Source organism: Paenibacillus sp. NEAU-GSW1 (assembly GCF_009737085.1).
Classification (GTDB): domain Bacteria; phylum Bacillota; class Bacilli; order Paenibacillales; family Paenibacillaceae; genus Pristimantibacillus.
Window position 1 is genome coordinate 198,407 of the sequence record NZ_WOVL01000004.1, and the last position, 17,648, is coordinate 216,054.

General features: G+C 55.0%; 15 protein-coding genes and 2 pseudogenes. 6 read left to right on the forward strand and 11 right to left on the reverse strand.

The genetic code is table 11. From position 1 onward, the window contains the following. Positions 1-22: 22 nt before the first annotated feature. Positions 23-1,435, forward strand: coding sequence for an LLM class flavin-dependent oxidoreductase (locus tag GOM71_RS04190; RefSeq protein ID WP_156278491.1), 1,413 nt, complete (start codon positions 23-25; stop codon positions 1,433-1,435). 41 nt (positions 1,436-1,476) lie between these two features. Next, positions 1,477-1,911, forward strand: a complete 435-nt coding sequence (locus GOM71_RS24830) for a hypothetical protein (RefSeq protein ID WP_367649465.1) — start codon at positions 1,477-1,479, stop codon at positions 1,909-1,911. Positions 1,912-2,475: 564 nt separating this feature from the next. Here GOM71_RS24830 and GOM71_RS04200 read toward each other — a convergent pair. The 3 genes from GOM71_RS04200 to GOM71_RS04210 all read right to left on the reverse strand — a co-directional run bounded on the left by GOM71_RS04200 (position 2,476) and on the right by GOM71_RS04210 (position 3,914). Continuing rightward, positions 2,476-2,850, reverse strand: a complete 375-nt coding sequence (locus GOM71_RS04200) for a hypothetical protein (RefSeq protein ID WP_156278493.1) — start codon at positions 2,848-2,850, stop codon at positions 2,476-2,478. A 22-nt stretch (positions 2,851-2,872) separates the two neighbouring features. Next, positions 2,873-3,334, reverse strand: coding sequence for a hypothetical protein (locus GOM71_RS04205; RefSeq protein ID WP_156278494.1), 462 nt, complete (start codon positions 3,332-3,334; stop codon positions 2,873-2,875). A 124-nt stretch (positions 3,335-3,458) separates the two neighbouring features. Further along, entirely contained in the window at positions 3,459-3,914 is a 456-nt protein-coding gene (locus GOM71_RS04210; protein ID WP_156278495.1) for a hypothetical protein, read from the reverse strand. Between the two features lie 197 nt (positions 3,915-4,111). Between GOM71_RS04210 and desA the strand changes: the two genes are divergently transcribed. The 3 genes from desA to GOM71_RS04225 all read left to right on the forward strand — a co-directional run bounded on the left by desA (position 4,112) and on the right by GOM71_RS04225 (position 7,037). Continuing rightward, positions 4,112-5,221, forward strand: coding sequence for a Delta(5) desaturase DesA (gene desA / locus GOM71_RS04215; RefSeq protein WP_156278496.1), 1,110 nt, complete (start codon positions 4,112-4,114; stop codon positions 5,219-5,221). A 76-nt stretch (positions 5,222-5,297) separates the two neighbouring features. Then, positions 5,298-6,425 carry a histidine kinase gene (locus GOM71_RS04220; RefSeq protein ID WP_367649464.1) on the forward strand — a complete coding sequence of 376 codons (1,128 nt, stop codon included), beginning with the start codon at positions 5,298-5,300 and terminating at the stop codon, positions 6,423-6,425. A gap of 12 nt (positions 6,426-6,437) precedes the next feature. Next, the gene (locus GOM71_RS04225; protein WP_156278497.1) at positions 6,438-7,037 is read left to right on the forward strand and encodes a response regulator transcription factor; all 600 of its coding nucleotides are present in this window, start codon (positions 6,438-6,440) and stop codon (positions 7,035-7,037) included. 434 nt (positions 7,038-7,471) lie between these two features. On the opposite strand, the pseudogene GOM71_RS04230 reads toward GOM71_RS04225, so the two are convergent. Beyond that, positions 7,472-7,666, reverse strand: a pseudogene (locus GOM71_RS04230) (helix-turn-helix domain-containing protein); the annotation flags it as partial. Positions 7,667-7,716: 50 nt separating this feature from the next. Between GOM71_RS04230 and GOM71_RS25100 the strand changes: the two are divergent. Continuing rightward, positions 7,717-8,069 (forward strand): annotated as a pseudogene (locus tag GOM71_RS25100) (TIM barrel protein); the annotation flags it as partial. Here GOM71_RS25100 and GOM71_RS04240 read toward each other — a convergent pair. The 7 genes from GOM71_RS04240 to GOM71_RS04265 form a co-directional block, all read right to left on the reverse strand. Beyond that, positions 8,038-8,427: an RDD family protein gene (locus tag GOM71_RS04240; RefSeq protein ID WP_156278499.1), complete on the reverse strand. Its 390-nt coding sequence runs from the start codon at positions 8,425-8,427 to the stop codon at positions 8,038-8,040. The pseudogene GOM71_RS25100 and the gene GOM71_RS04240 overlap by 32 nt on opposite strands. Positions 8,428-8,510: 83 nt before the next feature. Continuing rightward, on the reverse strand, positions 8,511-8,636 hold the full coding sequence (locus GOM71_RS24655) for a hypothetical protein (protein WP_301539601.1): 126 nt from the start codon (positions 8,634-8,636) through the stop codon (positions 8,511-8,513). A gap of 29 nt (positions 8,637-8,665) precedes the next feature. Then, on the reverse strand, positions 8,666-10,327 hold the full coding sequence (locus tag GOM71_RS04245; protein ID WP_367649466.1) for a glutamine--tRNA ligase/YqeY domain fusion protein: 1,662 nt from the start codon (positions 10,325-10,327) through the stop codon (positions 8,666-8,668). Between the two features lie 143 nt (positions 10,328-10,470). Next, positions 10,471-11,847, reverse strand: a complete 1,377-nt coding sequence (locus GOM71_RS04250; protein WP_156278501.1) for a sodium-dependent transporter — start codon at positions 11,845-11,847, stop codon at positions 10,471-10,473. A 157-nt stretch (positions 11,848-12,004) separates the two neighbouring features. Beyond that, entirely contained in the window at positions 12,005-14,020 is a 2,016-nt protein-coding gene (locus GOM71_RS04255; RefSeq protein ID WP_156278502.1) for a glycosyltransferase family 2 protein, read from the reverse strand. Between the two features lie 18 nt (positions 14,021-14,038). Beyond that, on the reverse strand, positions 14,039-15,571 hold the full coding sequence (locus tag GOM71_RS04260) for a glycosyltransferase (RefSeq protein WP_156278503.1): 1,533 nt from the start codon (positions 15,569-15,571) through the stop codon (positions 14,039-14,041). Next, on the reverse strand, positions 15,528-17,636 hold the full coding sequence (locus tag GOM71_RS04265; protein WP_156278504.1) for a glycosyltransferase: 2,109 nt from the start codon (positions 17,634-17,636) through the stop codon (positions 15,528-15,530). Before GOM71_RS04265 ends, GOM71_RS04260 begins: the two co-directional genes overlap by 44 nt. Positions 17,637-17,648: the final 12 nt, after the last annotated feature.

Sequence of the window (17,648 nt, forward strand, 5' to 3'; positions counted from 1 at the left end):
AAGAGATAGGAGGCAATTCGCAATGACTCATCGTCCTTATCAGAGGCAAATCAAGCTTTCCGCCTATTTGGTCGGAACCGGCATGCACGTTGGAAGCTGGCGCCATCCGCATGCGCAGCTGAGCGCAAGCATCGATATCGACTATTACCGCAAGCTGGCGCAGACAGCCGAGCGAGGCAAATTCGATATCGCTTTTATAGCCGACAGCCTGGCGATCAACGAACAGTCGCATCCGAATATTTTGAACCGTTACGAACCGATTACCCTTATTACGGCGCTCGCCAGCGCAACGACGCATATCGGCGTAGTCGCAACGGCCTCAACTTCTTATATTGAGCCCTTCAATTTGGCGCGGATGCTGCTTTCCGCTGACCAGATCAGCAAGGGGCGCGTAGGCTGGAACATTGTCACGACGCGCGATCTGTCGGGCAACACCGCGCTTAACTTTGGCGGACAGGAGCATTACGAGCATAGCCTGCGCTATGAACGGGCCGAGGAATTCGTCGAGGTCGTGCGCGGGCTGTGGGATTCATGGGAGGATGACGCGTTTACGCAGGACAAAGAAAGCGGCGTATTCTTCGATCCCGCAAAACTGCATCAAATCGGGCATCGGGGCGAGTTTTTCACCGTGCAGGGACCTCTCAACATCGCCCGATCGCCTCAAGGCCATCCGGTGCTCGTCCAAGCCGGCAATTCCGAGGCGGGGCAGAACTTTGCCGCGAAGTCCGCGGAAGTGATTTTCTCGATCAAATACAATCTGGAGGACGCTAAAGCCTTCTACCGCTCCTTTAAAGATAAAGCGGCGGCTGCAGGACGAAATCCGGACGATATTTATATTTTGCAAGGCATTTCGCCGATCATCGCCGAGTCCGACGAGGCCGCTCAGGCGAAGCTCAAGGAGCTGGAGGCGCTTATTACAGAGGAGCAGGGAATCGGCTTTCTCGCCGACTATTTCCGCAGCATCGACTTTAGCGGCTTTACGCTGGAATCGCGGGCGGCGGAGGTTGGCGTTGACCGGGCCGATGAGAAGAAATCCGACTACAAGAAGCATCAGCCGGTCATTGCCCGGGAAAACCCGACGCTGCGGGAAGTTTACTCGCTGCTGACCGGCTCGTTCAGCGGCGACCATCTCGTCGGCACGCCGGAGAAAATTGCCGACACGCTAGAGCATTGGTTCGAGGAAGGCGCGGCGGACGGCTTCATGCTGATGGCGCCGCTGCTGCCGGACGGACTCGAGGACTTCGTCAATCTCGTCGTTCCGGTACTGCAGCAGCGCGGACTGTTCCGTACCGAGTACGAAGGGACAACGCTGCGGGAGCATTTCCATCTGCCGAAGCCCAAGAACCGCTTCGCCGCCCGCAGCGGCGAGGCTTCCCGCGCCTCTTTTAACGCGCAGCAGTCTGGCTCTGATTCAGTGAATGTGTTGCTGGACTAAACTTTGTTTATTGCGCCTTGCTGACCGAGATTGCACGTACTGTGTTAAGTAACTGTATTTTGAGGAACTGTGTTTTGAGGAACTGTGTTTTGAGGAACTGTGTTTTGAGGCTGCTGGGGTTATTGCGCCTCACTATGAAATTGCACTCCTTCTCGTTATTGCGGCGTAATATGCTATTCAACTCGCTCACACAGACAAACAGCGAACCTGCTTCGCAATTTTGCGAAGCAATGTTCGCTGTTTCGGTTACTTTGGAGCAGACTGCGACTAACAACGAACCCAGTTTCGCTAGTCGGGAATGCGAGTGCGCGATTTGCGAATTTCGGTTCGCTATCTGCCCGAACTATGCCATATCCCGCTCTTTTAGCGAAATTTGGTTCGCTAATTTGCGAACCTGCTTCGCTCGGCGCCGATTTGGGACGCAGTGCAGCAGCGGAACACCTATCCTATTTATACCTCTAGGCAAGCGTGCCTAGAGCACATCAAACAAACAAACAAACAGCGAACCTGCTTCGCAATTTTGCGAAGCAATGTTCGCTGTTTCGGTTACTTTGGAGCAGACTGCGACTAACAACGAACCCAATTTCGCTAGTCGGGAATGCGAGTGCGCGATTTGCGAATTCCGGTTCGCTATCCGCCCGAACTATGCCATATCCCGCTCTTTTAGCGAAATTTGGTTCGCTAATTTGCGAACCTGCTTCGCTCGACGCCGATTTGGGACGCAGTGCAGCAGCGGAACACCTATCCTATTTATACCTCTAGGCAAGCGTGCCTAGAGCACATCAAACAAACAAACAGCGAACCTGCTTCGCAATTTTGCGAAGCAATGTTCGCTGTTTCGGTTACTTTGGAGCAGACTGCGACTAACAACGAACCCAATTTCGCTAGTCGGGAATGCGAGTGCGCGATTTGCGAATTTCGGTTCGCTATCCGCCCGAACTATGCCATATCCCGCTCTTTTAGCGAAATTTGGTTCGCTAATTTGCGAACCTGCTTCGCTCGACGGCGATTTGGGACGCGAGTCAGCTTCGCATGATCACTCATAAACTCGCCTTGCCCTTCCCCTTATGCGCAACGGCAAATCCGGCAAGCGCAGCTACCGCAACAAGATGGCAAATCAGGTAGATACAGCTTTGCAGCCATCGCCCTGTTCCGGCATCAGCCAGATGCAACGCAAACAACACAGCAAATCCGACATGCATGACAGTAACGCCAACGTATACGATCCCCCTCAGCCCCAAAGGGATTTCGAGCCGGAGGTCCGCCAGCACGATGCCGCAAACGGCAAACAGTAAGCTCCATAAATAGCCGAGCGGCGCTTCTTCCAACTGCAACGCATAAGCGAGAACCGGTGACAGGTACAATACGAAGCATAGCAAGGTCGCTGCTGCTGCCGTCATTCGCCATCCGTTCATCGCATCATCCCCATCGCACATTTTATTTCTCAGGCCGTTTCCATCCGAGCTCCGACGCCAGCTTCTCTATGTCCGACACCTCATCCGTACCGGGAGCCAAGCTTCTCATATGAATGATCAGCGCGTTATTCGCGGTGTAGATGTAAGGCAGGTAGACGATGTCAATTAACGCAGTCTGCTCTTCAAGCGCCCGCACGCCTAGCGACATCTCCTCCGGCGAGCCGAATACGTAAATATACAGCAGCTCCCGACCCTCATCGTCCAGCCTATACGCTACGGACTCATCCGCGCCCGATAGACGGTATGATTCCATCATTTCCGTTTCCTTGACAGAAATCGATTTCTGCGAAAGCAGCTGCTTAATCTCGTCCATCCGGTGCAGCTTGAGACTTAGCATAAACTCCTTGTTCGCGGCAGATCCGCATGCGGCGGCAAACGGCAGCAGCAAGATGCATATGAGGCAAAGCAGCATCCCTTTTCTCATCGGCCGATAGCCCCTCCTGCACCGAATTCCCATTTTCCCATAACAACCCGCCTCTCCGACGTTAGGTAAACACACTAGTACCAGCATAAACGTTCAGAGGGACAAAATAGTTACAAAAAAAGTGTTATATCCAGCGCCAAAACGGCTTGTTGTACACTTTTATTTTATGCTTTTCAGCCCATGCGCCCAGCGCCTTTATCGCCTCATCGCCGCTGCCGTCAAAGCGGAAGCTGTGGTCGACCGGAACGATCCGCTTTCCTTTCGGCATAATGCCGACTACCGGGCTGAAATAGCCCTCCACCATAATGTATTCGATCTTCTCAGCACCGAGCTCTTTGCCGCGAATCGCGAGCGCCTTGTCCGAAAACCGAACGTTGGAAGCTTTCCCAAAGCTTTTCAACAGCAAATAAATAAGCAAAGTCATGGAGACCGCCAGTAAAATCGACTGACAATAAAATAACGCAGTAAACCCTTCAGAAGTAAACTCCTTTACAATCATGTAAACAAGCAAAATAATCGTAGTAAAAAAGCCGATCGCGGTCTTCATATGCAAAGGATGCTTAATCGAAAAACTTCCCATACGGCAATGCACCGCCTTCCAAACTTAGAATATAGCCCAGATTATACCATCGACCATGACAGTTGTCATACCCTCATCTTGACGTTTATGACTTCAACGAAGCTGCGCTCTCCCTTTACAATAGAGACAGATCATTCCCGCCGCAGCGCATTTGCTGTATGCTGCCACGAGTTTGAGCCTGATGAGGGGGAACTTCCATGGCCACAACACAATCCAAACAAATGCAATTAAAAAAAGAAGTAGCGCCTTACGAAAACACCGATGCCAAAAAGAGTATACGCCAGCTGTTCAATACACTGATCCCTTTATTTGCGCTCTGGTACGCCGCTTATGCCAGTCTTTCCGTCTCCTATTGGCTGACGCTTGCCGTCGGCATCGTTGCATCCGGATTCGTGATTCGGACCTTTATTATTTTTCATGACTGCTGTCACGGCTCTTTCTTCAAAAGCAAGCGGGCCAACGCCATTCTCGGCACGATTACCGGCGTACTTACGCATGTCCCTTACTCGCAATGGAAATATAGCCACTCCATCCACCATGCCTCCAGCGGCAATCTCGATAAAAGAGGGCTCGGCGACATTTGGATTTTGACCGTCGACGAATATGAGTCCGCTCCGCGATGGCGCCAAATCGCCTACCGCCTCTACCGCAATCCGCTAGTGATGTTCGGACTCGGACCGATTGCCGTATTTCTGATTCAATACCGCTTTAACCGCAAAGGCGCGAAGCGGAAAGAACGGATGAACACATATTTGACCAACGCATTGATGGCTTCTCTCTACGCGCTCCTATGCTGGGCGATCGGCTGGCAGGCGTTCGTTCTCGTTCATGGACCGATCTTTTTCGTTTCGGGATTGCTTGGCATATGGCTATTCTACGTTCAGCATCAATATGAGGATTCGTATTTCGAAAATGACGAGGAATGGAGCTATGTGCAAGCAGCTGTTGAAGGCAGCTCCTACTACAAGCTTCCGAAGCCGCTGCAATGGATGACAGGCAACATCGGCTTTCACCATGTCCATCACTTAAGCCCGAAGGTACCGAACTATTATTTGGAGGATGCTCACAATGCCACCCCTCCGCTTCATAAAGCAACGACAATTACGCTGCTTACGAGCTTGCAGTCGCTTCGCTTCCATTTGTGGGACGAAGAGGGCAAACGATTCGTCAGCTTTAGAGCTGCCAAACAGCGCGCTCGTAAAAAAGACGGCAGCATAAACAGCAGCAATGACATCTATAGCGGTACGGGCGACAGAAGGATCAAACCCTCCGCAGGCGCCAATACCAAAACGAAAGCCGGAGCGTAATGCTCCGGCTCGCCGTTTTGGCAGCATTTTTATGGTACAATACTAGCAATTATAGCGATGGAAGGAGAGCGTCCGCGTGAATAAATGGTATCAGATTTTTCATAAAAATACCGGTCTCAGCCCTTATGTGTGGATCGTATTTTGCATATTGCCGTTTTACTTCATCGTGCGCTCCTCTTCCACTTTCGAGATCGTAACCGGTGTTTTTCTGGTCCTGTCCTTCTTCACCTGCTACGTGCTCTCCTTCGTGTCGAAAGGTTGGCCCGTTTATGTGTGGACAGGGCTGCAAATCGCAATTTCCATTACGATGACGCTGCTGTTCGGCTATGCCTATTTCTCGATCTTCCTCGCCTTCTTCATCGGCAACATTCAGAACAAGGCCGGCTTTATCTCACTGTATACCGTCCATCTCGTCACCGCTTTCCTGACGATCAACTATGGCTTCGCAACCTCCAACTCGATGCTGCTAACCCAATTTCCATTCGTGCTCATCAGCTTAATTATGGCGATCCTGCTTCCCATCAATAACTACAATCGCAATAAGCAGGGCAAGCTCGAAGGCGAGCTGGAAGATGCCAACAAACGTATTTCCGAGCTCGTGAAGCTGGAGGAACGGCAGCGAATCGCGCGCGACCTGCATGATACGATCGGGCAAAAGCTAAGCTTGATCGGCCTCAAAAGCGATCTCGCCGGACGGCTTGTCAACAGCGATCCAGCGCGGGCCCTTACGGAAATTCAAGATGTGCGGCAAACGGCAAGAACAGCGCTCAAGGAAGTTCGGGAGCTCGTCACGCAAATGCGCGGAACCCGATTAGAGGATGAAGTGCTGCGCGTACAGCAAATGCTAAAGGCCGCCGGTGTCGAGTTCGCGCTTCAAGGTGAACCTAAACTGGAGAACACGTCCTTACTGAACGAAAATGTGCTTAGCATGTGTTTAAAAGAGGCGGTCACCAACGTCGTCAAGCATAGCCGAGCAACGGCTTGCACATTATCGATCGATCCCTCCCATACCGATTTGACCATTCGGGTGGAGGATAACGGGATTGGATTAGCCGGACGCGGCGGTTTTCGTGAAGGAAACGGCTTGCGCGGCATGAAAGAGCGGCTCGAATTCGTCAACGGCAATTTGGAAATTTCCGCTTCTGGAGACGGTTCAGGAACGGCGCTTATTATAAAGGTGCCGAATATTTTAAATCGAACGTAGGAGGGAAGCTGCATGATTCGAATTGTAATCGCAGAGGATCAACGGATGCTGCTAGGCGCCCTTGCTTCCCTGCTCGATCTGGAAGAAGATATGCAGGTAGTCGGCCGAGCGGCGAACGGCGAGGAAGCCGTTGCGCTCGTTCATCTCCATCAGCCCGATATATGCATTATGGATATTGAAATGCCGGCAAAAACCGGGCTTGAAGCAGCGGAAGAGTTGAAAGGCGCGGGCTGCAAAGTGATCATTCTGACCACCTTTGCACGATCCGGTTATTTTGACCGCGCGCTTAAAGCCGGCGTTAGCGGCTATCTGCTCAAGGACAGCCCGAGCGAGGAATTGGCCGCATCGATCCGGAGCGTCATGAGCGGACGGCGGATTTACGCGCCGGAGCTGATGGATGAAGCGTATGGCGAGGAAAACCCGCTGACAGAGCGGGAGAAGGAAGTGCTCGGCCTTATCGCCGACGGCAAAAATACGAAAGAGATTGCAAGCGAGCTGTACATTACGACCGGAACGGTCCGCAACTACATCTCGATCATCCTAGACAAGCTTGATGTCAGCAACCGCATCGAGGCGATTACCCGCTTCAAGGAAAAAGGCTGGTTTAAGTGAACGGGCCCATCGGCGGTCCGAGCCCTCACCAAGCGTGCGCGTAAGGCCAGTCTTACAACCGTAAAAGTAACTGTCGCGACTGCTCGTAAGGCCAGAACTGGCCTTACTTGAAGTAAATTAGCTCTCCCACTTCCACACTGGCTGATATCCGCACCTTATTCCACTTCTAACGGCCTCCCAGTCCGTTAGAGACCCTACTTGAACACAATTCATGTTACCTAACGGAACGAAAGGCCCTTACAAGTGCCGTACTACTTCCACACTGGCTGATATCCGCACCTTATTCCACTTCTAACGGCCTCCCAGTCCGTTAGAGACCCTACTTGAACACAATTCATGTTACCTAACGGAACGAAAGGCCCTTACGAGTGCCGTACTACTTCCACACTGGCTGAAATCCGCACCCATTCAACCATTAAAGGACCCTGGCATCTTCATCGGTGCTGCGATTCTCTCGCAGCCGCTCCCCCGCCCTGTTTGCGGTAATCCTTCGGAACGATCCCCTTCTTCTTATGAAAAATACGAGAAAACGTCTTATACGAGCCGTAACCGACCTCCAGCGCAATTTCCGCGACGGACATTTCCGTCGACACCAGCAGACCGCAAGCCTGGCGAAGACGGAGGTCATGGAGAAAATGGAGATACGCTCATCTTATATCGCTTGGACAAGTCCTGTGAACTGGGAATCGCGGATATCGAGGCGCTTCGCCCCGAGCAAATCGTCCATGTGCATATCAACGACGCTCCGGACATTCCGGTTGCGGAGGCGCTCGACAACGGACGGCTGTACCCTGGAGAGGTATCATCGACCTCGCGGGCTTCCTCGGCGCACTAAGCCGGATCGGCTATAAAGGAGCTGTGACGCAAGAAATTTTTACTGCGGAGACGCCTGCCGCTTCGCCCGAATCGCTGTCCAGCCGGCCTATAATTCGGCGGCAAACAATAAACACCGCAATGCAGCGTCACAACGCGCATTGCGGTGTTTTTATAGGCCATGCGCTTAATCGCGAACAACCTCTGTCCCTGCAATAAAGTCGTGAATCGCGCGCTTATCCTCGCGCAGCCCTACCATAAACGCGCTTACTACAACTGCAATGCCGAGCGTCGCAGCGTACACAAGTCCGCCGACTACGTTCCGAAGCAGCATCGTCAATATCGTCGGCGGACTTCCGTCAAGCTTGGCGATCCGTACGCCGCATATTTTTTTGCCAATCGTATAGCCCTTCCACACAACCGGGACCAAGAGCGCATACAAGAAAGATAATAGATCTGTCAGATGATCTTTGCCGAAAGCATTTGTAATGACGATCGACAGCAGCCCTAGCGGCAAGCCGACAATGAGACCGTCAAGCAAGCCGGCCCCCAACCGAATCCAGAAACCCGCATTCATCGTTCCGCCCCCTGTTTCGTTCAAAATGACGATCATTTCACACGCGCCAAACATTTCATCCGATCCCTGATCATATTCGAATTCTACAATAGATATACCAGCAGCCCTTCCGTTGATTGCATCATTGCAACAAAGCAAGGCAAGCTGGCCGGCATCTTTCTGCCGCCGGACCACGGCAAATAAAAAACACCGCCAATGCGATAAATCATTCGCAGTGACGGTGTTTTTCATTTCATCGTTAAGCTTTCGACGGATCGAATGAGCTCTTCATCGAGACGATACGGTTGAATACGAGCTTGTCCGGAGTCGAATCCTTCGGATCGACGTTAAAGTAGCCGTGACGGAAAAATTGAAACTTCTCTCCGCCCGCCGCTTCCTTCATATTCGGCTCCACAAAGCCGTTCAGCACGACTTGGTTGTTCGGGTTAATGCATTCCAGGAACGGCTTGCCGGCCTCTTCCGCTTCGCTCGTAATGAGCGGTTCAAAGAGACGGAAGTCGGCTGGCACCGCTTGCGATGCGTCGACCCAATGGATCGTCCCTTTTACTTTGCGGGCGTTGAAGCCGCTGCCGCTTTTCGTTGCCGGATCGTACGTACAGTGCAGCTCAATTACGTTGCCGTCCGCGTCCTTAATCACTTCTTGGCAAGTAATGAAGTACGCATGCTTCAGGCGCACCTCGTTACCAGGGAACAAGCGGAAATATTTCGCCACAGGATTTTCCATGAAATCGTCTTGCTCGATGTAAATTTCACGCGAGAACGGGATTTGGCGCGAGCCCATTTCTTCGTTTTCCGCGTTGTTTTCCGCATCCAGCAGCTCCGTTTGGCCTTCCGGATAGTTGGTAATCACAACTTTGAGCGGCTGCAAAACCGCCATCGTGCGGAGCGCTTTAAGCTTCAAGTCTTCGCGGATAAAATGCTCCAGCATCCGTTCGTCAACGATGCTGTAAGCTTTCGCTACACCGATCTCGCGGCAGAAGGCGCGCAGCGCTTCCGGCGTGTAGCCTTTGCGGCGCAGGCCGCTGATTGTCGGCATCCGCGGATCATCCCAGGCTGTGACGACTTTCTCGTCAACGAGCTGTTTCAGCTTTCTTTTGGACATAACCGTGTTCGTTACGTTCAAGCGCGCAAATTCGTATTGACGAGGCACAGCCTCCATTTCGCACTCGGCAACCGCCCAATCGTACAATGGACGATGGTCGGCAAATTCCAGCGTACAGATGGAATGTGTTATGCCTTCGATTGCGTCGCTCAGCGGATGCGCGTAGTCGTACATCGGATAGATGCACCATGCGTCGCCCGTCCGGTGATGATGCGCATGCGCAATGCGGTACAGCACAGGATCGCGAAGATTGATGTTCGGCGAAGCCATGTCGATTTTGGCGCGAAGCACCTTCGCACCGTCCGGAAACTCTCCGGCGCGCATCCGCGCGAACAGGTCGAGATTCTCTTCCACGCTGCGGTCGCGGTAAGGGCTGTTTTTGCCCGGCTCGGTCAATGTGCCGCGCGTCTCGCGGATTTGCTCAGCAGTCAAGTCGCAGACGTACGCTTTGCCTTTGTTGATCAGCAGCACGGCACGGTTATACAGCTCTTCGAAATAGTCGGAAGCGAAACGGAGCTCCTCCCAATCAAAGCCTAGCCAGCGCACGTCCTCTTGAATCGATTCTACGTATTCCGTATCTTCTTTTACAGGATTCGTATCGTCAAACCGCAGATTCGTTTTGCCTTTGAAATCGTCGGCAAGCTCGAAGTTCAGGCAGATCGACTTGGCATGTCCGATGTGCAAATAACCGTTTGGTTCCGGCGGAAAGCGGGTCACGATTTCCTGCACGCGGCCTTCCTTCAAATCTTCAACGACGATGTTTTTAATAAAGTTAGAGGATGATGTCTTGTTCTCCACTGTGTTTTCCACGGCGACCAACCTTTCCCACGATAAATAATTATCTTCCTATCATACACAATATCGCGGCAAATTACACGATGGATGTATAGAAATCGGGGGAGCCCTAGCATAACCGGCTTCGCCGTATGGAGAAGGGCCATTTAGAAATGAATAACTCCGGCCGAATACAAGAGTACGAGAAAGACAAGGACAGGCGCAATGTAGCGGACCATGAACAGCCACAGCTTAAACCATGACGCCGTCAATCCCGACTCCTCGGCAGCCCCTTTCCAGACGTAGCCTACGAATATCGTCACCATCAGACCGCCAAACGGCAGCACGATGTTGGAGCAAACGAAATCGAACCAGTCGAAAAACGTTTTTCCGCCGAAGTTAAGACCGCTGACAGCTCCGCCAACCGAAAGCGCGGAGGGCACTCCCATTAGGAAGATCGCTGCTGTTACGATGATAACGGAAAAGCTGCGGCTCCAGCCGAGTTGCTCGGTGACAAATGAGACCGGCACCTCCAGCAGAGAAACGGTCGAGGTCAGCGCGGCGAAGGCCAGCAGCACGAAAAACAGGCCGCCAAACAACGTGCCGAGCGGCATAGCGGCAAACGCGGCGGGAAGCGCCACGAATACAAGTCCGGGGCCTTGCGACGCTTCCAGTCCGAAAGCGAAGGTCGTCGGGAAAATAATAAGACCGGCTAAAAAAGCGTACAGCAAATCGCCGAGTCCGATTGCGATTGCGGCCGCGCCTAGCGATTGCCTTTTGTCGACATAGGCGCCGTAAGTAATCATCGCTCCCATGCCGAGCGATAACGAGAAGAACGCATGGCCGAGCGCCACGAGCGCCGACTCCGTATTCAGCTTGCTAAAGTCGGGCTTCAGAAAGAAGGAGACGCCCTCCCCCGCCCCATCGAGCGTCAACGCCCGAACCATAAGCACGATCAGCAAAATGACAAGTCCGGGTATGAAAATTTGATTGAATCTCTCAATGCCGGAGGACACTCCTTTAATAATGACGAAAGCCGTCAAAAACATGGCAATAAACTGCCATAACACAGGCAGCCAGCCGCCGATAAAGGCGTTAAACTGTCCGCCGTAGTCCGTATTGCTAAACAAACGGCCGCTGAAAGTAAGCACCGCGTAATGCATCGTCCAGCCAGCGACGACAGAGTAGAAAGAGAGAATAAAGAACGGGGCGAGTATCGACAGAAAGCCGACCGCTCCCCATCCTTTCGCTCCGCTAAGCCGAATAAAGGAAGTCGATACGCTGCCTCGCCCGCCGCGTCCGATGGCCAGCTCCGCGAGCAGCACCGGCAAGCCGATTGCCAGCAGGCAGACGATGAACAAGAGGAAGAACGCCGCCCCTCCGTACATGCCCGTAATATACGGAAATTTCCACATGTTTCCCAAGCCGACTGCGCTTCCGATCGCCGCAAAAATAAAGCCGGACCGGGAAAACCGCTCTTTCTTCTCTTCTCCAATCTCCGTTACGCTGTTGCTGCTATCCTCATACTGACCTTGTTTGCCCATCTGCACTCACGCTCCCGAACGGTTTGCTTCATCTAATCCAGCCTAGTATAACCTTCAATTTGTATATTCAGTCGAAGGCTGAAAGCTGAAGAGCGTATATTCAAAGACTTCCGGATGGCGTGCGTCAGGAGCGACAGTGCGGACGTTTGCAAAAGGCTTACAGGTTGTATAGCGAGGAAGTGACGCGCAGCAGCAGCTCCCTCTCGCTGATTAGCTCGGGAGCCGCCGGCGCAGCCGCCGCCATTCTAGCGCGGGCGGCAAAAGAAGCCGCGAGCCCCGCAGCGGCGGCTCGCGCCTGCCACGGCCGCGGCCCGGCGTCCCGCGCGGCCGCGAAACGCTCCGCCGCTGCGGGCCATTCGCCTGCGGCTGCCGCAATAGCGCCCGCTGCAAGCAGCGCGGGCGCCGCCGGTTCCGGCGCAGCGCTGCGCAGCAGCTGCGCCGCATAAGCGCTGCTGACCGCGGGGACATCCGCGGCCAGCAGCGCGCACCATTGCAGCGGCGGGAGCGCATGCGCCGCCGCTGCTTCATGCGCGGGCGCGGCGGCAAGCAGCGCCTGCCACGCGGGCCAAGCGCGGACGCGCAGCAGCGTCCGCGCGAACGCCGCCGGCGCAAGTCCGGCGGCGCTGGCCCGGAGCAGCGCCTGCTCCGCCAGCGCGCGGCTCGCCGCTTCGTCCGGCCGAGCCGCTCCTTCAATACTGGCTCCGCCAGTTTCGCGCAGCTCAAGCGCAGCCAAATAAGCCGCCGCTTCCCTTTGCAGCCGCCCGCTACCTCCAGCTTCAGCTAGCTGCTTCCACAACGCCCGGCCCGCTTCCGCATCACCGCGCTGAACAAGCCTTAAACCCCGCCACAGCAGCAATCTTTCTCTTTGAACGCCGATCGCCGCGAACCCGATCCTTTCAACGGAGGGCAATAGCTCCAGTCCTGCATCAGCTATCAGATGAAACAACGGCTCGCTCTCCGCTATTCCGTCTTTTCCCGTTCGCCCGCTGTTCGATTGTACGAAGCGTGCAAACGCCTCTTCCCCTAACGGGCGAAGCTGCGCGTCCAGCGCACCTAGCAGCAGCAAACGTTCCCAGGCTGGCCAATAGTTTGGCCGCAGCTGCAACGCTTCGGCGTAACCGTTCGCCGCTTCCTGCCAGCGGTAACGCCGCTCCTCGGCAAATCCGGCGGCGCATCGCGTTCGGTACGAGCCCGCTCCTGGCGCGGACGTATACCGGAGCGGCGCCATCCCCACCTCAAGCGCCCGTGCGTAAGCGGCAGCCGCCTCATCCGCGCGGTCTCCCTCAAGCATCGCTTGCGCCTGCGCCTCGTACAAATCAGGAAAATCCGCAAAGCCCTTCTCCCGCCACCCCCGCTCCGCCCAGCATTCCGCCTCCTGAAGTCGTCCGAAAGCCCGCAGCGCATGGCTCAGCTTTAATACGACATCGGATGTGCGAGCCTCATCCGGCGGCAGCTCGCAAGCAAGCGGTTCAAGCCACGCCGCCGCCATCCCCCACTCCCCATACGTAAAATATTCCGTCCCCTTCGCATAGCGAAGGGAAGGGGCATCCGGGTTGTGGCGCAATGCGGCGTCGATAATACGGCCGTTCCGCTCTCTTTTCTTCCGTTCCGACAGCCGTTCCGGCCGATAGCCCTCATGCAGCATCATCGCCTCGGCGAATCCAATCGCGTTTTCCCCGTAATGCCGGATGATGGATGTCGCCGCCTCTTCATGAATGGCGCCTGCAAAACGGATGCGCGGATCGTTGCGAAACAGCCTGCAGGCTAGATCGGAAACCGTTCCCTCTCCGTTTCCAAGCCTCTCGATGTAACTGATGATTCGAACATAGTACCCGCTTCTCAACCGGTCGGCCAAAAGCTTGCTCCACCGCTCCAGCGGCAGCGGCTCCAGCCGTTCATCCGCATCGAGCACAAGCAGCCAAGGCTGAGAGGCGGCGGCAAGCGCTTGATTGCGGGCAGCGGAAAAGTCATCCTTCCAAGCCGTCCGAACAACCTTTGCGCCGTACCGCTTCGCTATTGCTATTGTTCCGTCCGTCGAGCCGGTATCGGCGATCACGATCTCCGATACATAAGGAAGGGCGGAGCGGAGACAAGCTTCAAGCATCTGCTCTTCGTCCTTTACGATCATGCATAACGACACCGGCAAGAAGCCGCCTGCCCCTTGGATATTCATCCCTTGATCCCTCCCCTTTTACCAGCCTTCATACAGCGGAAAATAAAGCCGAATCGCCGTGACGGCCCGCTTCTCGATTGCCGAGCGCCGCTCCAGCTGCTCCTTCTCCAGCCAGCGGTCCGCTCGCGAGCGCCACTCGCCGGCCGCAGGCGGCATTTCCAGACCATCTGCTCCACTCGCACTGCCTTCACGGGCTGCTTGCCATTGCTCAGCAAACGGCAGCCCGCCGCTGTCTCCTTCTTGCAGCCGCTTCAGCCGTTCCGACAGCGACAACCGCAAGCTATCGTCCGCCGCTGCGGATGCATGCCGGGCTAGCCACGACAGCGCCGCATCGTGACAGCCGGAAGCCGCCATGACACCGGCCAGCTTTACAATTGCTCCCTCGTCCGGACAATGCAGCCTTGCGGCGAGCGCAGCTGTCAACAGCTCCTCCTGTCCGCTCGCCCGAAAATAGGCGCATAGACGGAACAGCGGAGGAAGCAGACTCGATTTCAGCTGGAGCGCCAGCACGTATGCTTGCAGCACGCTTTGATCGTCCTGCAGCGCCTCGCATAGCCTGCCAAGCAAATAAGCGGTCCTGAAGGTGCCCAAGCCGTCTTCCGTATGAAAATCCGGAGGCGATACCCCAAGACGGATCGCCTGTTCGGCAGCAGCTCTCGCTTCATGAAGCCTTCCCAGCTCCGCTAGCGCCAACGACCGGTAGTGCCACATGTCCGTATAGGCCGGATAGCGGGCGGCGCCCTCAGCGGCAACAGCCTCCGCTTCCTGCCAGCGCCCCATCATTTGCAAGCTAAGAGATTCATACTTAATTACGAGATGCGCATAGTTCAGCGTCTCGAAATCGACAGCCTTCCGCGCCAGCCGAAAAGCCTCCAGCGCCTCCGCTGGATTTCCGGCCCGGAGATGTTCAACGCCAATGTTGTAGCGGTGAAAGCCGTTTCCCGGATCTTCGGCAATAGCCCGCTTCAATAGATCCATGTTCCGCTTAAGCTTGCTTTTGGCTTCTATAACCTGAGGTCTATATCCGTAATGGCGGATGACCGCCTCCGTCAGAAAAAAAGCCGCGCCCGGATAAACGCGCAAAACAGCTGCGGCGATTTGCTCGTGAATCCGCCCTTCAAAGCGAATGCGGCGATCATTTCTAAACATGCGCAGCACCGGATGAATCGTCGCTCCTTGCCCTTCGCCGTCGCCGACCACATTCCTTATTTGCAGCAGCAGCGCTGACAGCTCGGGGTTGCGCGCATGCTCTAACAATTGTTCTTTTGTTGCCGCGTCGAGCTGTTCATCCGCGTCGAGAAACAAAATCCACTCTCCCTGCGCCAGCTCCAGTCCGGCATTCCGCGCCTTGGCAAAATCATGGTCCCACGCGTAATTCACAATGACGGCATTGCGGCTCTCGGCAATGGCAACCGTTTTGTCCGAAGATCCGGTATCCACAATAATGATTTCATCAGCAATTCCCTGTACGCTATCCAGACAAGCAGGCAAAAAAGCTTCTTCGTCTTTAACGATCATGCATAAGGAAATGAGCTTCCGACGCTTTTCCACCGGCTCGCCTCCTTTGCAATCCGTCCCGCCGGGTGAACCAGCCGAGCGCCTCCGTTTCGTTCAACGCAGCCGTCAGACGGTCTTTGTCTTGCGCCGGCCAGCCGCCGTCCCAGCTTCTGCCGCCGCTGTATTCCTCCGGCTGGAGCGCCTCAAGCGCCAGCTGCAAGCAAGCAGAAGCCGATGCGAGCCGTGCGCGGCCCGCGCAAGCCGTTTCCGCCGACGCCGCTTGCTCGAGCAAAGGGAGAGCCGCATGATAAAGCCGTTTTTCATACAAAATCTCGCCCAGCCTAAAAGCCTGCTCCGCTGCGAGCCTTCCTTCGGCTTCATAGCTTCGCAGCATCCATTCCGCCGCCGCATCCGTATACCCCTCATCATAAAGATCCGTCTCGAATGCGTCTTTCAAGCCGGCGACTCTTTCGGCAAAACGTTTTGCCAGCGGCAGCATGCCGAGACGAATTGCCCGGCGCATAAACACTCGTGCGGCCGCTAATTGACGCTCCCCGGCAATTGGCGGCGGGAGCGCGCTTTTTGAAACCGAAATGATCGCATCAAGCTCCTTCGCCCACTCCAGCTGTGCGCGGCCCATCCATAAACGAAGCTTGCTCCAGCCCTCGGCAGACATTCTCCGCCCCTCCGCCCAGCAGCAAAGAAACCAGTCCACGACAGCGGCGCCGACCTCATCTGTGTAGACATTGGAACCTTCAACTAGTTCACAAAGGTTAGCGCACGCCTCACCACCCTTGCCGTTTCCAATCAGGCATTCGGCAAAAAGCAGTTGATCCCGCTCCGTCCGCATCCGTCCCTCCTCTTTAGACCACAATGGAAGCGCGCATGCATAGGCGCCAATTCCACCGAGAACTCGTGCGGCAAGCAAGACGTTGTCGTCTCCGACTTGACCTTTCAGCCAATCGGCGATGGCCTCATCCTCCGCGCCTTCCAGCTTAAGCAGCTCGGCTAAACCTTGCAGCGCAGGCTCCCAAAGGGGCGCAGCCTCAAGCGCTTTTTCATAATGGCCTCTCGCACGCGCCGTATCGCCTGTACGCAAATACGTATCCGCTAATGCGCTATGTGCGCGATAAGTGCCGGAGCCCGCTTGCGAAATGTACCTTCCTTGATCTTTTCCACCTGCAGCGGCAGCATGTTCAAAAGCTTGACGAGCTTCCTTAAGCAAACCAAGCGCGAGCAAGCTTTCGCCATAAAGCAGCTGCAGCTCCGCGTAGTCGGGATAGCCTGCCGCTTCCCCTTGGAGCAATTGTCCGGCTTCCGCCGAGAGCCCGCAAGCCAGCAGTGTTTTGGCATAGTCTCGTACGAGCGCAGGCCGGTACGGCGCTTTCATCGGAGTCGCGGAATGCGACAGCCGAAACGCCTCCGCTGCTTCCTCCACCCGCCCCAATTGGCACAATGAAACGCCGTAATTATAAAGACAAAAAGGATCATTCGGCCGCTTGGACAGCTGCCTGGCAATGATCCGTAAATTTCGCTCCGCTTTCTTTTTACTCTGGAGAATTGAAGGCTTATAGCCATCGTGAAAAATAATGACGCCGGACTGGCTTCGCATCGTTTCCGTATCCGCCTCTTTAGCCGCCTTCTCGCTCTGCGAATCTATCCCATTGCGTACTAGCTGCTCATGAATTTCACCGCTGAACGCAATCCCTAGACCGTTTCGAAACAGTCTTGTCGCTTCGCTTGTGATCGCGTTACCGGTCCCGGTCTCATCGATCATATGGACCATCGGCAGCTTGACTGCCGGCGTCTGCACGCGAGCCAGCTCCTCACGCAGCATTGCCAGATTTTCTCCATGGAGCCATTCGTCCGCGTCGAGGACAAGAATCCAAGCCGTCTGCGCATGAGCGAGCATCACATTGCGTACAGCTGAAAAATCGTCCTTCCACGGTACGGATATGACCTTCGCTCCAAAGCTGGCGGCAATGGCAGCAGATTCGTCTGTTGAGCCGGTGTCGGCGACAATCACCTCATCCGCAATGCCGCGGACGCTGCTTAAGCAGCGTCCCAGCAGATCTGCTTCGTTGTGAACCATGATATGAACGCCGAGCAGCATTGCCATACCTCCCGCATG

What these genes read in the sequence shown, in the direction of transcription:
- GOM71_RS04205 (WP_156278494.1), bottom strand. Translation starts at nt 3,334, where the DNA reads ATGAGAAAAGGGATGCTGCTTTGCCTCATATGCATCTTGCTGCTGCCG.
- GOM71_RS04250 (WP_156278501.1), bottom strand. Translation starts at nt 11,847, where the DNA reads ATGGGCAAACAAGGTCAGTATGAGGATAGCAGCAACAGCGTAACGGAG.
- desA (WP_156278496.1), top strand. Translation starts at nt 4,112, where the DNA reads ATGGCCACAACACAATCCAAACAAATGCAATTAAAAAAAGAAGTAGCG.
- GOM71_RS04225 (WP_156278497.1), top strand. Translation starts at nt 6,438, where the DNA reads ATGATTCGAATTGTAATCGCAGAGGATCAACGGATGCTGCTAGGCGCC.
- GOM71_RS04240 (WP_156278499.1), bottom strand. Translation starts at nt 8,427, where the DNA reads ATGAATGCGGGTTTCTGGATTCGGTTGGGGGCCGGCTTGCTTGACGGT.
- GOM71_RS04255 (WP_156278502.1), bottom strand. Translation starts at nt 14,020, where the DNA reads ATGAATATCCAAGGGGCAGGCGGCTTCTTGCCGGTGTCGTTATGCATG.
- GOM71_RS04210 (WP_156278495.1), bottom strand. Translation starts at nt 3,914, where the DNA reads ATGGGAAGTTTTTCGATTAAGCATCCTTTGCATATGAAGACCGCGATC.
- GOM71_RS24655 (WP_301539601.1), bottom strand. Translation starts at nt 8,636, where the DNA reads ATGATTTATCGCATTGGCGGTGTTTTTTATTTGCCGTGGTCCGGCGGC.
- GOM71_RS04190 (WP_156278491.1), top strand. Translation starts at nt 23, where the DNA reads ATGACTCATCGTCCTTATCAGAGGCAAATCAAGCTTTCCGCCTATTTG.
- GOM71_RS04200 (WP_156278493.1), bottom strand. Translation starts at nt 2,850, where the DNA reads ATGAACGGATGGCGAATGACGGCAGCAGCAGCGACCTTGCTATGCTTC.
- GOM71_RS04265 (WP_156278504.1), bottom strand. Translation starts at nt 17,636, where the DNA reads ATGGCAATGCTGCTCGGCGTTCATATCATGGTTCACAACGAAGCAGAT.